The following is an 18,269-nucleotide window of genomic DNA, read 5'->3' on the forward strand; positions in this document are numbered from 1 at the left end:
TTGTCCCGAAGGACGACACCGCGGCACGGCGCGGCCTGCCGGAGCCGGGCCACTCGCGCGGCTCCGTGAGCAGTTCGATCGCGCCGGCGTCCCATTCGACCTCGGTCGACGGTTCCGCCGCGTGCAGGGTGCGGGGCAGGGTGCCCCGCCGCATCGCCTCGACCATCTTGATGATCCCGGCGACCCCCGCCGCGGCCTGCGTGTGGCCGAGGTTCGACTTGACCGAACCGAACCACAACGGCTCATCCCGCTCGGCACCGTAGGTCGCGATGAGCGCCTGCGCCTCGATCGGGTCACCCAGCCGCGTTCCCGTGCCGTGCGCTTCGACCGCGTCGATGTCCGAAGTGGACAGACCGGCGTCGGCGAGCGCCGCGCGGATCACGCGCTGCTGCGAGGGCCCGTTCGGCGCGGTGAGCCCGTTGGACGCGCCGTCCTGGTTGACCGCCGAGCCGCGGACCACGGCCAGCACCGGATGCCCGTTGCGGCGGGCGTCCGAAAGCCGCTCCAGCACGAGGACTCCGGCGCCCTCCGACCAGCCGGTTCCGTCGGCGTCGGCGGAGAACGACTTGCAGCGGCCGTCCGGGGAAAGCCCGCGCTGGCGGGAGAAGTCGAGGAACGTCTCCGGCGTCGCCATCACGGTGACCCCGCCGGCGAGCGCCATGTCGCACTCCCCCGCCCGCAGCGACCGGGCGGCCAGATGCAGGGCGACCAGCGAAGACGAACACGCCGTGTCGACCGACACCGCCGGCCCCTCCAGCCCGAGGGTGTACGCGACCCGCCCGGACAGCACGCTGGCCGACGTGCCCGTGCCCAGGAACCCGGCGACGCTGTCGGGGACGCTGGCCAGTTTCGCGGCGTAGTCGTAGTACATGATCCCGGCGAACACGCCGGTGGCGCTGCCCTTCAGCGAAGCCGGGTCGAGCCGGGCGCGTTCGAGGGCCTCCCAGCTGATTTCGAGCAGGAGACGCTGCTGCGGATCCATCGCGAGCGCTTCCCGGGGCGAGATCCCGAAGAACTCGGGGTCGAATTCGCCCGCGTCGTGCAGGAACCCGCCGTGCCGGGTGTAGGTCTTGCCGGGCAGGCCGGGCTCGGGGTCGTAGATGCCGTCGACGTCCCAGCCGCGCCCGCCGGGGAACGGCGAGATCGCGTCGGTGCCCGCGTCGACGAGGTCCCACAGATCCTCGGGCGACCGGACGCCGCCGGGATAGCGGCAGCTCATCGCGACGATCGCGATCGGTTCGTCAGCGGCGCCTCGGCGGGTCACCACCGGACGGGCCGGTTCCGGGGCGCCGAGCAGTTCGGCGCCGAGGAACGCGGCCACCGCCGCCGGGCTCGGGTGGTCGAAGACGAGGGTCGCGGGCAGCCGCAAGCCGGTCTCGGCGCTGAGCTCGTTGCGCAGTTCGACCGACGTCAGCGAGTCGAAGCCCAGTTCGGTGAACGGTCGCGACGGCTCGACGGTCTCGGCGCCCGCCCTGCCAAGGACGGCGGCGACGCGAGCCCGGACCAGCTCGATCAGCAGGGCTTCACGGTCAGTCTCGGACAGTCCAGCGAGCCGCCCCGCAAGGCCGGTATCGGTGCGACGGGCGGCCTCGCGGCGCGTCCGGACGCGGACCAGACCGCGAAGCAGGGGCGGGACCCCGGCGTTCCGCACGACGGCGAGGTCGAGCCGCACCGGAACGAGGACGGCACCGCCATCCGCCACGGCGGCGTCGAACAGCGCGAGGCCTTCGTCCGGTTCGAGAGCACCGAAGCCGTCCTTGCCGATCCGGTCCCGGTCGGTGTCGCTGAGCGCGGCGCCCATCCCGTCGCGCCACAGGCCCCAGGCCAGCGACTGGGCGGGCTTCCCGTCGGCGCGACGCCGCCGCGCGAGGGCGTCGAGTTCGGCGTTGGCGGCGGAGTAGGCCGCCTGCCCCGGCGAGCCGAACACCCCGGCGATCGAGGAGAACAGGACGAAGAAGTCGAGGTCGCCGGTGAGTTCGTCGAGCACGTGGGCGGCGGTCGCCTTCGCCCGGAAGACGCCGTCGAGCCGCTCGGGTGTCAGCGACGTGACGACGCCGTCGTCGAGGACACCCGCCGCGTGGACGACGCCGGTGACCGGAGGATCGGCCCGGTCCAGGAGATCGCGCACCTGGTCACGGTCGGCGACGTCGCAGGCCTCGATCCGGGCCCCGAGCTCTTCGGCGAGTTCCTTGGCGCCGGGCGCGGCCTCACCGCGACGGCTGACCAGCAGCAGATTCCGGACCCCGTGTTCGGCGACCAGATGCCGGGCGACACGGGCGCCGAGCCCGCCTGTTCCGCCGGTGATCAGCACGGTGCCGGAGGTGTCCAGTGTGGACCCGCCGGTTCCGGCCCTCGCCAGGCGTGGCGCGAACAGCGATCCCCCGGAGGCGCGCACTTCGGGTTCGCCGGTGGCCAGGGCGGCGTCGACGTCGGCATGACCGCCCCGGACCAGGACGATCCGGCCGGGATGCTCCGCCTGCGCTGCCCGGACCAGACCCTCGACCGCGCCTTCGTGCCTGGTCAGCACCACCAGCGGAGCAAGCTCGTCGGTGGCCAGGAAGTCCTGCAGCGCGGCGAGGGTGGCGTCGAGCGAATCGGCTTCCAGTACCGCGGCGGGGGTGACGTCCGAGGAACCGGCGGGAAGCGGAACGTCCTCGACGCGATAGAGGCCGTCCTGCACCGAGGCCGTGGCCGTGACGGCGCGGACGCTGAGCCCGCCGACGGAGGCGACAGGGGCACCAGTCCCGTCGGCGAGAGCGAAAGCGAAGCCGTCGGCGACCGGCCGGGCATGGACCCGGAGTTCGGTCGCGCCCCGGGCGTGCAGCACGACGTCGCGCCAGGCGAAGGGAACCGAACCCTGGTCCTCACCCGGGACGGCGGTGGCCTGGAGGGCGGCGTCCAGCAAGGCCGGGTGCAGGCCGAATTTGGCGGCCTGCTCGGGCTCCGGCAAGGCGACCTCGGCGAAGATCTCGCCGCCGCGACGCCAGACCTTGCGCAAGCCCTGGAACATCGGCCCGTAGGCCAGTCCGGCGGCGGCGAGCCGGTCGTAGGCGTCTTCGAGACTCAAGGCTTCGGCGTTCTCCGGCGGCCACGGTGTGTCCATTGTGGACACCGGCGGGTTGCCGAGGAAGCCGGTGGCGTGGGTGATCCACGGGCGCTCGGGCAGTCGCGAGTGGATCGACACCGGGCGGCGGCCGTGCTCGTCGGCGGCACCCGCGACGACCTGGACCTCGGGCGCGGCACCGGGTTCGAGGATCAGCGGTTCCTGGAGGACGAGCTCTTCGACTCCCGGACAACCTGCTTCGTCGCCCGCGCGCACGGCGAGCTCGGCGAACGCGGTGCCGGGGACGAGCACCCGGCCCGCCACGACGTGGTCGGCCAGCCACGGGTGCCGGTCGAGCGAAAGCCGCCCGGTGAGCAGGACACCGTCGTCGGCGGCGACGGACACCGCGGCGCCGAGCAGCGGATGATCGGTGGCGGCGAGCCCGGCGGCGGTGACGTCGGCGTCGCTTTCCTGGCCGAGCCAGAAGTACTCGTGCTGGAAGGCGTACGTCGGCAGCTCGGTGAAACGTCCGCTGCCGCCGAGGTACGCGGTCCAGTCGACCGCGACACCGCGCGCGTGCAGCGCGCCGACCGCGGTGACCAGTTGCCGGGGTTCGTCGTGACCGCGGCGCAGGGCGGGGATTCCGCCGTCGACCAGCGCGCTGAGCACGGCATCCGGGCCGAGCTCGAAGAACTTCGTGATCCCGGCCGCCGTCAGGCGCTGCACCGCGTCGGAGAACCGCACGGTGTCGCGGACATGGGCGACCCAGTAGGCCGGGTCGGTCACGGGCGACGACATCGGGATGCGCGGCTCCGAGAACGTCAGTTCCCGCACCACCGCGGCGAACTCGTCCAGCATCGGCTCCATCAGCACCGAGTGGAACGCGTGCGAAACGTCCAGACGCTTGGTCTTCCGGTCGCTGAACCGTTCCACGAAGGCAAGCGTCGGCTCTTCGGCGCCCGACAACACCACCGAAGAAGGCCCGTTCACGGCGGCAAGCGAAACGCCGTCCGGCAACTCGCCGAGTTCGCCTTCGGATGCCTGCACGGCGACCATCACGCCACCCTCGGGCAACGCCTGCATCAACCGGCCACGTGCCACGACGAGCTTCGCCGCGTCCTCCAACGAGAGAACACCCGCGACATGAGCCGCCGCGATCTCACCGATCGAATGCCCAGCCAAGAAATCAGGCCGCACACCCCAAGACTCCACCAACCGGAACAGAGCCACCTCAAGCGCGAAAATAGCGGGCTGCGCGAACTCCGTCCGCGACAGATCACCGATCTCCGGCAGCAGTGCGGAAACCTCGTCGTACGCGGCCGCGAAGACCGGAAACGCCTGGTAAAGCTCACTTCCCATGCCGACACGCTGCGAACCCTGACCGGTGAACAGGAAAGCCAGTCCGCCCTCGGTGACCCGAGTCGCGGTCACGTCGGCCAGGCCGGCCGAAAGGGATTCCCAGTCGGTGCCCGTGACGACAGCCCGGTACGGCAGCGCCGCGCGCGTGGTCAGCGTGTGGGCGACGTCGATCGGCTCAGCGGTTCCGGCGATCGACAACAGCCGGGACGCCTGCGCGATCAGCGCCGGTTCGGTGGCCGCGGACAACAGCAGCGGCACGACGGCGGGCGCGTCCCCGGCAACGGGGATCTCCGGGGCGGGGGCCTGTTCCAGCACGACGTGCGCGTTGGTCCCGCTGATCCCGAACGACGACACCGCCGCCGAGCGCGGACGCCCGGTCTCGGGCCACGGCGTGCGTTCGGTCAGCAGCGAGACCGGTCCGGCGGCCCAGTCGACCTCGCGGCTGGGCGTGCCGACGTTCAGGGTGGGCGGCAGGACACCGTGGCGCATCGCCTCGACCATCTTGATGATCCCGGCGACGCCGGCCGCGGCCTGCGCGTGCCCGAAGTTCGACTTGACCGAACCGAGGAACAGCGGACGCTCGCGGTCACGGCCGTAGGTGGCCATCAGCGCTTCGGCCTCGATCGGATCGCCCAGCCTGGTCCCCGTGCCGTGCGCCTCGATGGCGTCGACGTCCGAAGTGGACAGTCGGGCGTCGGCGAGCGCGGCACGGATCACGCGTTGCTGCGACGGGCCGTTCGGCGCGGTGAGCCCGTTGGACGCGCCGTCGGAGTTCACCGCGGTTCCCCGCACCACGGCGAGGATCCGGTGTCCGTTGCGCTGGGCGTCGGACAGCTTCTCCAGCACGAGCATCCCGACACCCTCGGCCCACGCGGTGCCGTCCGCGTCGTCGGAGAAGGACTTGCAGCGGCCGTCGGGCGCCAGGCCGCGCTGACGCGCGAAGTCGACAAAGATACCCGGCGACGCCATCAGATTGACGCCGCCGGCGAGGGCGAGAGTGCACTCCCCCGCGCGAAGCCCCCGCACCGCGGCGTGCACGGCGACCAGGGACGACGAGCACGCCGTGTCGATCGACACCGCCGGGCCTTCGAGACCGAGCTGGTACGCGATCCGTCCGGAGTGGACACTGCACGTGGTGCCGGTGAGCAGGTAGCCGTCCACCGTGTCGCCCGGGTTGTGCAGGCGCGGCCCGTATTCCTGCGCGGAAACGCCGACGTAGACACCGGTGGGGCTGCCGCGCAACGCGGCCGGGTCGAGGCCGGAGCGTTCGACGGCCTCCCAGCCGACCTCCAGCAGCAGCCGCTGCTGCGGTTCCATGGCCAGCGCCTCACGCGGCGAGATCCCGAAGAACTCGGCGTCGAACCCGGCCGCGCCGGGCAGGAAACCGCCGGTGCGCACGTAGGTTGTCCCGCGCCGGTCGGGGTCGTCGTCGAACAGGCCGGAGGTGTCCCAGCCACGGTCGGCGGGGAACTCGCCGATCCCGTCGCGGCCGGCTTCGACCAGATCCCACAGCGCGGCGGGGGTGTCGGCCCCGCCGGGGAACCGGCAGGCCATGCCGACGATCGCGATCGGCTCGTGCCGTCCGTCCTCGGCGTCACGCAGCCGTTCCCGGGTCCGGTGCAGGTCCCCGGTCACACGCTTCAGCAGGTCGAGAAGCTTCTCTTGGTCCGCCATCACACCCTCGCTGGTCAGAAGATCTCGTCGGTGATGAAGCCGAAGACCTTGTCGACAGCGGCGTCGAAGAGCAGGTCGTCGAACTCGTCGTCCTTGTCTCCGGCCGCGTAGGACAGCAGCAGCTTCTTCAGCGGCTTGGCGACCTTCTTGCGGTCTTCGGGTTTCAGGTCGCCCAGACGTTCGCTCAGCCGCTCGATGTCGGCGAGCACCTCGGCGACCGCTTTCTTGTCCGCCATCAGGAAATCCCCAATTCAGTGGCCAGGAAGTCGACGACTTCGTCCGCGGTCGCGTCCTCCAGCCGCCCGCCGACGTCGGTTCCCGTCGTGGTGAGGCCGTCGAGCAGCGCCCGGAGCCGTCCGGTGACCGCTGTCCGGCCGTCGTCGTCGACCCCGGCCAGGCGCGCTTCGAGCGCGTCGAGTTCGGCCAGCACGGCGTCGGCCGCGCTGAGCGACGGCGGGGCCAGTTCGGCCAGCAGATGCGCGGCCAGCGAGGCGACGGTCGGATGGTCGAAGACGGCGGTGGCCGACAGCCGCAGCCCGGTGACGCCGTTGATCCGGTTGCGGAGTTCGACCGACGTCAGCGAGTCGAATCCGAGGTCCTTGAAGGCGCGCGCCGGGTCGATCATGCCGCCCGCCTCGTGGCCGAGGACGGCGGCGGCGTTGTGCCGCACCAGATCGATCAGCAGCGCCGTGCGTTCTTCGTCGGGCAAAGCGGTGAGCCGTTCGGCGAGCCCGGCTCCACCGTTCGACGACGGGCCCGCCGCGCGCCGGGTGGCGACCTTCGCGAGGCCACGCAGGACCGGCGCCACCTCGGTGGTCCGGGCGTGGGCGCGCAGCGCGGCCCGGTCGACTTCGATCGGGAGGACGGCGGTGAACCCACCGTCGAGAGCGGCGTCGAACAGGGAAAGCCCGGTCTCCGCGGTCAGCGGCGGCAGACCTTCTCGGGCCATCCGGTCGACGTCGTGCTCGGCCAGCCCGCTACCCATTCCTTCCCGCCAGAGGCCCCACGCGAGCGAGACGGCAGGCAGGCCGTGAGCGCGGCGCTGGGCGGCCAGCGCGTCCAGGAACGTGTTCGCGGCCGCGTAGGAGGCCTGGCCGGCGGAGCCGACGATCCCGGACACCGAGGAGTAGAGCGCGAACAGCGCGAGGTCGTGGCCGAGGGTCAGCTCGTGCAGATGCCAGGCCGCGTCCACCTTGGGGCGCAACACTTTCGCGAGCCTTTCGGGGGTCAGACCGGTCAGCACGCCGTCGTCGAGGACGCCCGCGGTGTGCACGACACCGGTCAGCTCGACACCGTCCAGCAGGTTCGCGAGCGCGTCGCGGTCGGCGACGTCGCAGGCCGCGATCCGGACTTCGGCGCCCAGGCCGGTGAGCTCGTCGGCGAGTTCGCCCGCGCCCGGCGCGGCCGGACCGCGACGGCTGGTGAGCAGCAGCTTGCGGACTCCGTGCGTGGTCACGAGATGCTTCGCGACGAGCGCGCCGAGCCCGCCGGTGCCACCGGTGACGAGCACCGGCCGCTCCGGGTCGAGGGCCCGCGGCACCGTGAGCGCGACCTTGCCGATGTGCCGGGCCTGGCTGACGAACCGGAACGCGTCCGGCGCGTGCCGGACGTCCCAGGTCCGCACCGGCAGCGGCGTGAGCTCGCCCTTGTCGAACAGGGCGATGAGCTCGGCCCAGATCTCGGCGGTGCGCGTCTTCCCCGCTTCGATCAGGTCGAAGGCCTGGTAGGCGACGTTTTCGGGAGCGCGGACGTCGGTCTTCCCCATTTCGAGGAAGCGGCCGCCGGACGCGGTCACGGCCAGGGAGGCGTCGACGAACTCGCCCGCGAGGGAGTTGAGCACGACGTCGACCCCGCGTCCGCCGGTGGCGGTCCGGAAGGCCTCGGCGAAGTCGAGGGTCCGAGAGGAGGCGATGTGGTCCGCCGTCAGTCCGGCGGTGCGCAGGACGTGCTGTTTGCCTTCGCTCGCGGTGCCGTACACCTCCGCGCCCAGGTGGCGCGCGAGCTGGGTCGCGGCCATCCCGACCCCGCCGGCGGCCGAGTGGATCAGGATCGACTCGCCCGTCTTGAGCCCGGCCAGGTCGACCAGCGCGTAATAGGCGGTCAGGAAGACCAGCGGCACGGTCGCGGCCTGCTCGTCGGTCCAGGCGTCCGGCACCCGGGTGAGGAAGGGGCGCTCGCCGACGGCGACCGGGCCGATCCCGCCGTGCACCATGCCCATCACGCGGTCGCCCGGCGCCAGATCGGTCACCGCGGCGCCGGTGGCCAGCACGGTCCCGGCGACCTCGCAGCCCAGCGGCCCGGCCTCGCCCGGGTACATGCCCAGGACGTTCAGCACGTCGCGGAAGTTCAGCCCGGCCGCGCGGACGGCGATACGGACGTCGTCCGGCCCGAGATCCGGCTCCTCGATCGGTGTCAGCGCGAGGTTTTCGACCGTGCCCTCGCCGGATTTGTCGAGTCGCCACGGTCCCTCGGGTGCCAGGAGGACGCCCGCGCCCGCCTCGGCGATCCGTGGGACGAGCGGAACGCCGTCGCGCACCGCGACCTGCGGTTCCCCGGTAGCCACGGCCATCGGCACGTCTTCGGCCTCGCCGTCGACGAGGACGAACCGGCCCTGATGTTCGGCCTGCGCGCTGCGCACCAGACCCCAGATCGAGGCGGCGGCCGGATCGGTCGCGTCCGGCCCCGCCGCGTGTCGTGTGTGGACGACCAAAGTGGACTCGTCTCTGGCCAGCCAGTCCTGGAGCACTTCCAGCACCCGGGTGCCGAGCTCGTGCGTGGACGTGATCGGATCGCCTTCCGGCAGCACCGACAGCACGGCGGGCTTGCCGGGGATGACCTCGGGATACGCGGTGCACGCCACCGGTTCCGCGGCCGCGACCGGCGTCCAGTCCACAGTGAACAGTCCGGCGGGAAGCTCACGTCCGCGTGCGGCAGGGCGCCGGACGACCAGCGAGCCGACGCTCAGCACTTCGGCGCCGGACGGATCGACGGCGACCAGTGAAACGGTGTCCTCGGCGTGGAAGGTGATCCGCAGCCGCAACGCGGTCGCGCCGCTCGCCCGCAACCGGACGTCCGACCAGGAGAACGGCAGTCCTCCGGCGGTGTCCGCCGACTCGCGGAAGAACATCGCGTGCAGCCCGGCGTCCAGCAGAGCCGGATGGATGCCGAAGCCCCCGCCCTCGTCGGTGGGGAGCTCGACTTCGGCGTGGACGTCGTCGCCGTCGACCCACACCGATCGCAGGCCGCGGAACACACCCTCGTAGTCGAAGCCGGGCAGGTCTTCGTAAAAGCCTTCCAGGGGCTGGGATTCTCCCGGAGGCGGCCACTGGACGGTCAGGGCGGCGGCATCGCTTTCAGGGACAAGCGTGCCGTTCGCGTGCCGTGTCCAGTCCTCGCCGTGCTCCGGTCGCGAGTGGACGGTGACCGCGCGGCGGCCGTCGTCGTCCGCGGCGGCCACCACGACCTGGACCTCGACCGGCGCCGAAAGCACGAGCGGCGCACCCAGGGTCAGTTCTTCGACGCGGCCGCAGCCGGTCTCGGCGCCCGCGTGCAAGGCCAGTTCGAGGAAACCCGTGCCGGGGAACAGGACGTCGTCGCCGACCCGGTGACCGCTCAGCCACGGCTGGTCGGTCGCCGAGAGCCGGGCGGTGAAGACCGTGTCGCCGCCGGGAACCGCGAGCACCGCCCCGAGGAGCGGATGTTCGGCGCGACGCAGGCCGAGCCCGCGCGCGTTCCCGCCGGGGCCGGGAGTGAGCCAGTACCGCGACCGCTGGAACGGGTACGTCGGCAGGTCGATCCGGCGGCCGCCCGGGGCGAGCGCGGCGAAGTCGACGTCCACCCCGCGCACGTAAGCCGTGCCCAGCGCGGTCAGGATTTCGGGAACTTCAGGCCGGTCGCGGCGTAGCAGCGGGCGCGCCACGCCGTCGTCGACCAGCGACGACAGGACGCCGTCCGGGCCCAGTTCCAGGTAGGTGCCGCAGCCGGCGTCACGCAGGACGCGCAGCGCGTCGGCGAACCGGACGGTCGCTTCGACGTGCCCGATCCAGTACTCGGCCGAGTCGTGCCCGCCGATCTCGCCGGTGACCGTCGAGACGATCGGGAGGTTCGCGGGGTGGTAGTCGGCGAGCCTCGCGATCCGGGCGAAGTCGTCGAGCATGTCCCGCATCAGCGGCGAGTGGAAGGCGTGGCTGACGTTGAGCCATTTGACCTTGCCGTCGAAGCCCCCGATCGCCGCCTCCAGCGCGGCACGCGCGCCGGACAGCACAACGGCTTCCTCGCCGTTGACCGCCGCGATTCCGGCCTCACGCGCGTGCCCGAGCAGCAGCGCGCGAGCCGTTTCTTCGTTGGCGCGCAAGGAAACCATCGCACCGCCGTCGGGCAGCTCGCGCATGAGCCTGCCGCGCGCGGTCACCAGCATCGCGGCGTCCGACAACGACAGCACGCCCGCGACGTGCGCGGCGGCGAACTCCCCGACCGAATGCCCGCACAGATAAGCGGGGGCGACACCCCAGGACTCCAGCAGCCGGAACAGGGCGACCTCGACGGCGAACAGCGCGGGCTGCGCGTAATCGGTCCGGTCCAGCAGCGCCGGATCCGCGCCGCCGAACACCACATCCCGCAGCGGCGGGTCGAGTTGCAGGTCCACGTGGGCGCAAACCTCGTCGAAAGCCTTGGCGTAGCCGTCGTACGCGTCGTAGAGCTCACGGCCCATCGCGATCCGCTGGGCGCCCTGTCCGGTGAAGAGGTACGCGAGGTCGCCGGGCTCCTGGAGCGGACCGCCCCGCAGGACGCGGTCGTCGAAAGCGGTCAAGGCGTCCGTCAGGCTCGCGGCGTCCGACGCGACGACGAAGGCGCGTTCGGCCAGCGTCGCCCGGGTCTTGGCGAGCGAGAAGGCCAGGTCCGCCGGGTGTGCTTCGACGGTGGCGAGCTGGGCCGCGTGGGCGCGCAACGCGTCCGGGTCGGCGGCCGAGAACGCGACGGCGACCGGCGAAGACGCCGAGGGCACGGGCTCCTCGGGAGCGGCGAGCGCCGGTTCTTCGAGGATCAGGTGGGCGTTGGTACCGGAGATGCCGAACGACGAGACCGCGGCCCGGCGCGGTTCCTCGCCGCGAGGCCACTCCACCGGCTCGGCCAGCAGCGAGACCGCGCCGGACGACCAGTCGACCGCCGGGGTCGGAGCGTCCCCGTGCAGGGTGCGCGGCAGCCGGTCGTGCCGGAGCGCCATGATCATCTTGATCACCCCGGCCGCGCCCGCCGCGGCCTGTGCGTGCCCGATGTTGGCCTTCACCGAACCCAGCCACAGCGGCGTTTCCCGGTTCTGGCCATAGGTCGAGAGCAGTGCTTGCGCCTCGATCGGGTCGCCGAGGGTGGTCCCGGTCCCGTGCGCCTCGACGGCGTCCACAGTGGACGCGCCGATTCCGGCGTCGGCCAGCGCCGCGCGGATCACCCGTTGCTGCGACGGGCCGTTCGGCGCGGTGAGGCCGTTCGAGGCGCCGTCGGAGTTGACCGCGCTGCCGCGGATCACCGCGAGAATCGGATGACCGTGGCGCTCGGCGTCGGAAAGCCTTTCCAGGACGAACATCCCGGCGCCTTCGGCCCACGCGGTGCCGTCCGCCGCGGCGGAGAACGGTTTGCAGCGCCCGTCCGGCGCCAGGCCGCGCTGATGCGAGAACGCCACGAACGGACCGGGCGTGCCGAGCACCGCCACCCCGCCCGCCAGCGCGAGACCGCATTCCCCGCTCCGCAGCGCGCGGACCGCGAGGTGGAGGGCGACCAGCGAACCGGAACAGGCGGTGTCGACGGTCAGCGCGGGCCCTTGCAGACCCAGGGTGTACGCGATCCGGCCGGAGACGACGCTCGGCGCGCTGCCGGTGAGCAGGAGGCCGTCGAGTCCCTCGGGCGCGTCGGCCAGGCGGGTGCCGTATTCCTGCGGCTCGACACCGACGAACACCCCCGTTCGGCTGCCGGTCAGGGTCCCGGCGTCGATCCCGGCCCGTTCCAGGGCCTCCCACGCCGTCTCCAGGGCCAGGCGCTGCTGCGGATCCATCGCGAGCGCCTCGCGCGGCGAGATCCCGAAGAACCCCGCATCGAATTCGGCCGCGCCGGGCAGGAACCCGCCGTGGCGCACGTAGGTCCGGCCCGGTACTCCCGGCCGGGGGTCGTAGAGGCCGTCGACGTCCCAGCCTCGGTCGCGGGGGAACTCCGTGACGACGTCCCGGCCTTCGTCCACAAGGGACCACAGGGCGGCGGGCGAGTCCGCGCCACCGGGGAAGCGGCAGCCGATGCCGACGATCACGATCGGTTCGCCGGAGGCCGCCTCGCCTTCCGCGGCGTCCGCGGCCTCGGCTCCGAAGAGACACTCGTCGAGGAAGTCCGCCAGCGCTTCCGGCCCGGGATGGTCGTAGGCGAGGGTCACCGGCAGGTCGAGCCCGGTCTCGGCGCTCAGCCACGCGTGCAGCTTCACCGCCAGCAGGGAGTCGAACCCGAGGTCGGCGAAGGTGCGGCCGGCCGGGAGCGGCCCGTCCAGCACCGCCGACGTCGCCCGTCGCACCAGGCCCAGCAGCGTCCGGCGCCGTTCGGCGCGCGGCCTGCTTTCCAGCCGTCGCAGGGAATCCAGCTCGGTCATGCGCGCACTCGCCACCTCGGGTCGCCTGGCACAGGGAAGTCGCGGTCCAGCTAGCCACAGGGGCCGTCGCGGCCGGGACGGAACTGTTCCACCGCCGGGTAACCGCCCGCTCCCTGCCGGGTTTCCGGGTCGTGGACAAGCGGTGGAAAAGGTATCCAGCGCCCCTGATCGGAATCGTTAACGTGGCTTTCGGCGAACCGGATTTCACCGTTGAGACCCGTAGCCGCACGAGAACGCCGGCGTCCGCCGTGCCGGCCCGGGGTCGTCAGCGCGACGCCAGAACTAGTGCCGGAGGTAACGCCGATGACCATGTCTCCCGTCGAAGAACGCGTCCTGCCCCGCCAGCGGGCCAAGGCGGCGCCGCCGACGAGCATGCTGTGCCCCGATTTCCCGTTCGCCTACGACGACTGGATCCGCCATCCCGCCGGAATCGGCCGGGTGCCGCGCCAAGCGCACGGCACCGAGGTCGCGGTGATCGGCGGCGGTCTGTCCGGAATGGTGGCCGCTTACGAGCTGATGAAGCTCGGCCTGAAGCCGGTGATCTACGAGGCCGAACAGCTGGGCGGCCGGATGCGCTCGGTGAGCCTGCCCGGCTACCCGGACGCCGTCGCCGAGCTGGGCGCCATGCGCTTCCCGCCGTCCGCCGGGGCGCTCTTCCACTACATCGACAAGGTCGGGCTGGAAACGACGCCGTTCCCCAACCCGCTCTCCCCCGCGTCGCCGAGCACGGTGATCAACCTGCACGGCGAGAACCACTGGGCCCGCACGTCCGCCGACCTGCCGCCGGTGTACCGCGAGGTCAACGACGCTTGGACGAAGACGCTGCAGGAGCAGGCCGACATGTCGCTGATGGAGGACGCCATCCGGCGCCGCGACATCTCGACCATCAAGGCACTGTGGAACCACCTGGTCACCAAGTTCGACAACGTGTCGTTCTACGGCTTCCTGACCTCGTCGCCGCTGTTCTCCTCCTTCGAGCACCGCGAGATCTTCGGGCAGGTCGGTTTCGGCTGCGGCGGCTGGGACACCGACTTCCCCAACTCCGCGCTCGAGATCCTGCGGGTGATCTGCACCGACACCAGCGACGAGCACCACCGGATCATCGGCGGCTGTCAGCAGCTGCCGCTCGGTCTGTGGGCGGACGAGCCCGCGGACCTCGAATACTGGCCGTCCGGCACCTCGCTGAAGAGCCTGCACGGCGGCGAGCCACGCCCGGCGGTCGTGCGGATCGACCGGACCGGCCGCGGGTTCACCATCGAAGACGCGAACCGCGACGTGCGCACCTACCCGGCCGCGATCTTCGCCGCGCAGAACTGGAACCTGCTCTCGGGGATGAAGAGCGACGACTCCCTGCTGCCGCAGCCGGTCTGGACCGCGTTGGAGCGCACGCACTACATGGGCGCGTCGAAGCTGTTCGTCATCACCGACCGGCCGTTCTGGCTCGACCAGGACCCGGCGACCGGGCGGGACGTGATGAGCACGACGCTCACCGACCGCCTCCCGCGCGGGGTCTACCTGATCGACAACGGCCCCGACGAACCCGGCACGATGCTGCTCTCCTACACCTGGAACGACGACTCGCTGAAGGTCGCCTCGCTGACCCCGGACGAGCGGCTCGACGTGATGCTGGACGCGCTGGCCAAGATCTACCCCGGCGTCGACATCCGCTCGCACATGATCGGCCCGCCGATCGCGATCACCTGGGAGACGCAGCCGCATTTCAAGGGCGCCTTCAAATCCTGCCTGCCGGGCAGCTATCGCTACCAGCGGCGGCTGTTCACCCAGTTCATGCAACGCGGCGCCGCCGAGAACCACCGCGGCTTCTTCCTCGCCGGCGACGACGTCGCGTGGATCGCCGGTTTCTCCGAGAGCGCGGTCACCACCGCGCTGAACGCCGTGTGGGGCGTCGTCGAGCACCTGGGCGGCGGCACCCATCCGGACAACCCCGGTCCCGGCGACGTGTTCGACGAGATCGCCCCGGTGAGCCTGGATTGACAGCGGAAAGGACTTCCCCATGTTCGCGAAGATCTATTCCCCCGACGCGGTCACCGGCGGCGCGGCCTTCGAACAGCAGGCCCTCCGCGTCGCCGAAGTACTGCGGGACCGGGGCGTCGGCTCCGGTGACCGTGTCCTGCTCAAGGCCGACAACACGCTGGCCTATCTGACGATCCTCGTCGCGCTGATGCACGTCGGCGCGTCCGTGGTGCTCGTCGACCATATGGAACACGCAGATCGCACGGCCGCGACGATCGCCGGTTCGGGTGTCGTGCTGGCCGTCGTCGACGACGACGCGCCGATGCCGCCGGACGCGCCCGTGGCCTACACCTACGAGATCATGGTCGCCGCCGCCGACCGGACCCCGACCGATGTCCGCTTGCGGTTCGACGTCTGGGAAAAGCTGCCCGACAGTCTCGTCATGTGGTCGTCCGGTTCGACCGGTGTCCCCAAGGGAGTCGCGAAGAACGGCGCGCGGTTCCTGAAGAACCTGGAACGCAACGCGGATCTCGTCGGCCACGTCGCCGACGACGTCCTCCTGCCGCTGCTGCCGTTCAACCACCAGTACGGCCTGTCCATGGTGATGATCGCGTGGCTGCGGGACTGCTCGCTGGTGATCGCGCCGTACCGCCGTCCGGACCGGGCGCTGCGCCTGGCCGGACGCGCCGGGGCGACGGTCGTCGACGCGACGCCGTCCACCTATCGCAGCCTGTTCAACATCATCGGCAAACGTCCTGCCCTCAAAGCGGAATTCTCCCGCGTGCGCATGCTGTGCAGCGGCGCCGCCCCGCTCGAACCCGGGGTCGTCGACCAGTCGGAAGAGCTGTTCGGCATGCCGCTGCTCGACAGCTACGGCAGCACCGAGATGGGCAACGTCGCCTTCGCCAACATCGGGAATCCGCGCGGCTGCGGGCAGATCGTGGAGGGGCTGACGCTTCAGGTCCGCGCCGACGACGGCACCGTGCTGCCGCACGACGAGGTCGGCGAACTGTTCGTGCTCGACCCGGATCTCATGGAGGGCTACCTCGACGCCACCGGGCAGGTGATCCCTGCCGACCGCGGCTGGTACGCCACCGGCGACCTCGGCAGGCTCGACGCGGACGGGAACCTGTTCGTCGTCGGGCGCAAACGGGCGGTGCACCGCAACGGGCACACCCTGCACCCCGAGGTGATCGAGCACCGCCTGGCAGGCGAGGGTTGTTCAGCGAAGATCGTCGCGCTGCCCGACCAGCGTCGCGGGTCGAGCCTGGTGTTCGTCGTCGAGGACGACGCCCAGCGGGACTCGCGGTACTGGCGTGACCGGATCTGCGGGGTGCTGCCGCCCGCCGAGCAGCCGAACCGCGTCCTCGTCACCGATCAATTCCCGTTGAACCGCAACGGGAAACCGGACCGGAAGCGGCTGGAGCAGTTCGCCGCCGCCGAACAACTCTGATCCCCACCACGAAACTGGGTGCGCACTGTGGGAAATTCCACCGATGCCGTCCTCTTTCCCGGCATGGGCCCGGCCCGTGCTGCGGAACTGGGCCGGTTCCTCGTCATCGATCCCCTGGCCCGGCGCCTGCTCGGCGTGGCAGAGCACGCGCTCGGGCGCTCCCTGCTGGATCCGCTCGCCAGAGCGGACGAGGAGTACAACGAGCACACCCAGATCGCGTTCGTGCTCGCGTCGCTGGCGCTGGCCGAACGCGCGGAGCGGGAGCACGGGCTGGTGCCGGTCGCGGTCGGCGGCGCCAGTTTCGGTGAACGCGCCGCCGTGGTCCGCGCCGGCGCCCTCCCCGTGCCGGATCTCGTCCGGCTCGTCGACGCCGTCGCGCGCCGGGAACGGGAGTACTTCGAGACGGCGCACCAGGATCTCGTCAGCCAGTTCATCGTGCGTACACCGGAACCGGCGCTCGGCGAGATCCTCGACGGGATCGGCCATGAGCTCTCCGGCCGGTTCGACGACGAGGTCCATCTGGTGACCCTGCGCGAGTCCGCATTGGACGAATTCGTCCGGCGGGTGCGGGCGGCGGGCGGGTACGCGCTCACGACCATGCGTCCCGCGGCCCACGCGCGGATGCTCGGCGGCCTGCGCGACAGGCTGGCGGAAGAGGTCTTCGGCGGGTTCGGATTCGCGGATCCGGTCCTGCCGATCGTGTCCGATCAGGACGGAGAGCCGATCCGGACCGGCGACGAGGCCGCGTCGCTCCTGCTGGAGTCGACGGTCAACGCGGTGCGGCTGCCGGGGCTGGTCCACCGGTTCGCCGGGCTCGGCGTCGGCCGGGTCCTCGTCGCCGGCCCGGACCACCTGCTGCACCGGCTGCTCGGGCTGACGTCGGCGTTCACCCTGCTGCGCGCCGACCTCAAGGACACCTGGAAACCGAAACCCCGGCCCCGGCTTCCCGAGGCGGTGGCCGCATGAGCAAGGCACGCGACATCGCGACGATCATGGTGTCCTGCCTGGCGCAGCTGATGGTCGCGATCGACATGACCGTGCTGCATCTGGCGGTACCCGCGCTGACCACCCAGCTCGGCGCGTCGGCCGAGGAACTGCTGTGGATCGCGGACGTCTACGGCTTCGCCATGGGCGGCCTGCTGGTGACGATGGGCAACCTCGGCGACCGGTTCGGCAGGCGGCGGGTGCTGCTGATCGGGGTGACCGCGTTCGCACTGGGCTCGTTGGTGGCCGCCTACGCCCCGAGCTCCGAAACGCTCATCGCGGCCCGCGCGCTGCTGGGAATCGCGGGCGCCGCCGTCCTGCCCTCGACGACTTCGTTGCTGCGCGCGGTTTTCACCACTCAACGAGCGCGGACGGCGGCGGTGGGGGTCACCGCAGGGGTTTCGGCCGCGGGTTTCGCGATCGGCCCGATCGTCGGCGGTGTCCTGCTGGAGCATTTCTGGTGGGGCTCGGTGTTCCTGGTCAACATCCCGGTGGCGCTGCTGATCCTCGGCGCCGCCCGGGTCGTGCCCGAATCGCGGTCCAGCGGCAAACTGCGGCTCGACCTGCCCAGTGTGTTGCTGTCCATCGTCGGTCTGGTCGCCGTGGTGTACGCGCTGAAGGGCGCTTTCTACGTCGGCCTGTGGTACCCGGAGGTGCTCGGCGCTTTCGCGGTCGGTGGCGCGTCGCTGTGGTGGTTCGCGCGGCGCCAACGACGGCTCGATCAGCCGTTGATCGACCTGGATCTGTTCCGGCGCCGTGGATTCTCCGCCTCGGTCGGCTCGAATCTGGTTTCGGTGTTCACGATGTCGGCGTTCGCCCTGATCTCCAGTCAGTACTTCCAGCTCGTGCTGGGCTGGAGCCCGCTGCGCTCCGGGCTGGCGTTCGTGCCGGGCGCCATCGCGGCGCTCGTCGCGGGCGGTGTGCTGGCGGCCAAGGCAGTGCGCCGGTTCGGCCGGGCGCCGACGGTCTCGGGCGGGCTGGCGCTGGCGTCGGTCGGCTTCGGGCTGTTCGGCGCGATCAGCACGGAGTCGCCGTACCTGCTGGTGCTGGCCGCGCAGGTCGCGTTCGGCGCGGGCGCGGGGCTCACCCTGACCGTCACCGGCGACACCATCCTCGGCACGGTCCCGCGAGACCGCGCCGGTGCCGCGTCGGCGATC

The 18,269-nt window shown here is 71.6% G+C and carries 7 protein-coding genes; 4 read left to right on the top strand and 3 right to left on the bottom strand.

Annotated features, from left to right (window positions below; all coding sequences use genetic code 11):
* From CFP71_RS41695 to CFP71_RS41705, 3 genes are all read right to left on the bottom strand, one after another.
* A partial coding sequence (locus CFP71_RS41695) for a type I polyketide synthase (protein WP_143267275.1) occupies positions 1-6,076 on the bottom strand: 6,076 nt, incomplete at its 3' end.
* 14 nt (positions 6,077-6,090) lie between these two features.
* Positions 6,091-6,312 carry a hypothetical protein gene (locus CFP71_RS41700; RefSeq protein ID WP_093939382.1) on the bottom strand — a complete coding sequence of 74 codons (222 nt, stop codon included), beginning with the start codon at positions 6,310-6,312 and terminating at the stop codon, positions 6,091-6,093.
* Complete coding sequence (locus CFP71_RS41705) at positions 6,312-12,716, bottom strand: SDR family NAD(P)-dependent oxidoreductase (RefSeq protein WP_482746729.1); 6,405 nt, start codon at positions 12,714-12,716, stop codon at positions 6,312-6,314. The genes CFP71_RS41700 and CFP71_RS41705 overlap by 1 nt, the downstream gene beginning before the upstream one ends.
* Before the next feature lie 288 nt (positions 12,717-13,004).
* Between CFP71_RS41705 and CFP71_RS41710 the strand changes: the two genes are divergently transcribed.
* From CFP71_RS41710 to CFP71_RS41725, 4 genes are all read left to right on the top strand, one after another.
* Entirely contained in the window at positions 13,005-14,696 is a 1,692-nt protein-coding gene (locus tag CFP71_RS41710) for a flavin monoamine oxidase family protein (RefSeq protein WP_093939384.1), read from the top strand.
* A 19-nt stretch (positions 14,697-14,715) separates the two neighbouring features.
* Positions 14,716-16,128 carry a class I adenylate-forming enzyme family protein gene (locus CFP71_RS41715; protein ID WP_093939385.1) on the top strand — a complete coding sequence of 471 codons (1,413 nt, stop codon included), beginning with the start codon at positions 14,716-14,718 and terminating at the stop codon, positions 16,126-16,128.
* Between the two features lie 27 nt (positions 16,129-16,155).
* Positions 16,156-17,094 (top strand): ACP S-malonyltransferase, encoded by a 939-nt coding sequence (locus CFP71_RS41720; protein ID WP_244200033.1) that lies wholly within the window; start codon positions 16,156-16,158, stop codon positions 17,092-17,094.
* Positions 17,091-18,269 (top strand): MFS transporter (locus CFP71_RS41725; RefSeq protein WP_093939387.1); only part of this gene is annotated, 1,179 nt, incomplete at its 3' end. The genes CFP71_RS41720 and CFP71_RS41725, both read left to right, overlap by 4 nt.

It is taken from the genome of Amycolatopsis thailandensis, assembly GCF_002234405.1.
Lineage (GTDB): Bacteria > Actinomycetota > Actinomycetes > Mycobacteriales > Pseudonocardiaceae > Amycolatopsis > Amycolatopsis thailandensis.

Excerpts from the sequence above, each read along its gene's own strand:
- CFP71_RS41710 (WP_093939384.1), top strand. The coding sequence starts at position 13,005 with ATGACCATGTCTCCCGTCGAAGAACGCGTCCTGCCCCGCCAGCGGGCC.
- CFP71_RS41715 (WP_093939385.1), top strand. The coding sequence starts at position 14,716 with ATGTTCGCGAAGATCTATTCCCCCGACGCGGTCACCGGCGGCGCGGCC.
- CFP71_RS41700 (WP_093939382.1), bottom strand. The coding sequence starts at position 6,312 with ATGGCGGACAAGAAAGCGGTCGCCGAGGTGCTCGCCGACATCGAGCGG.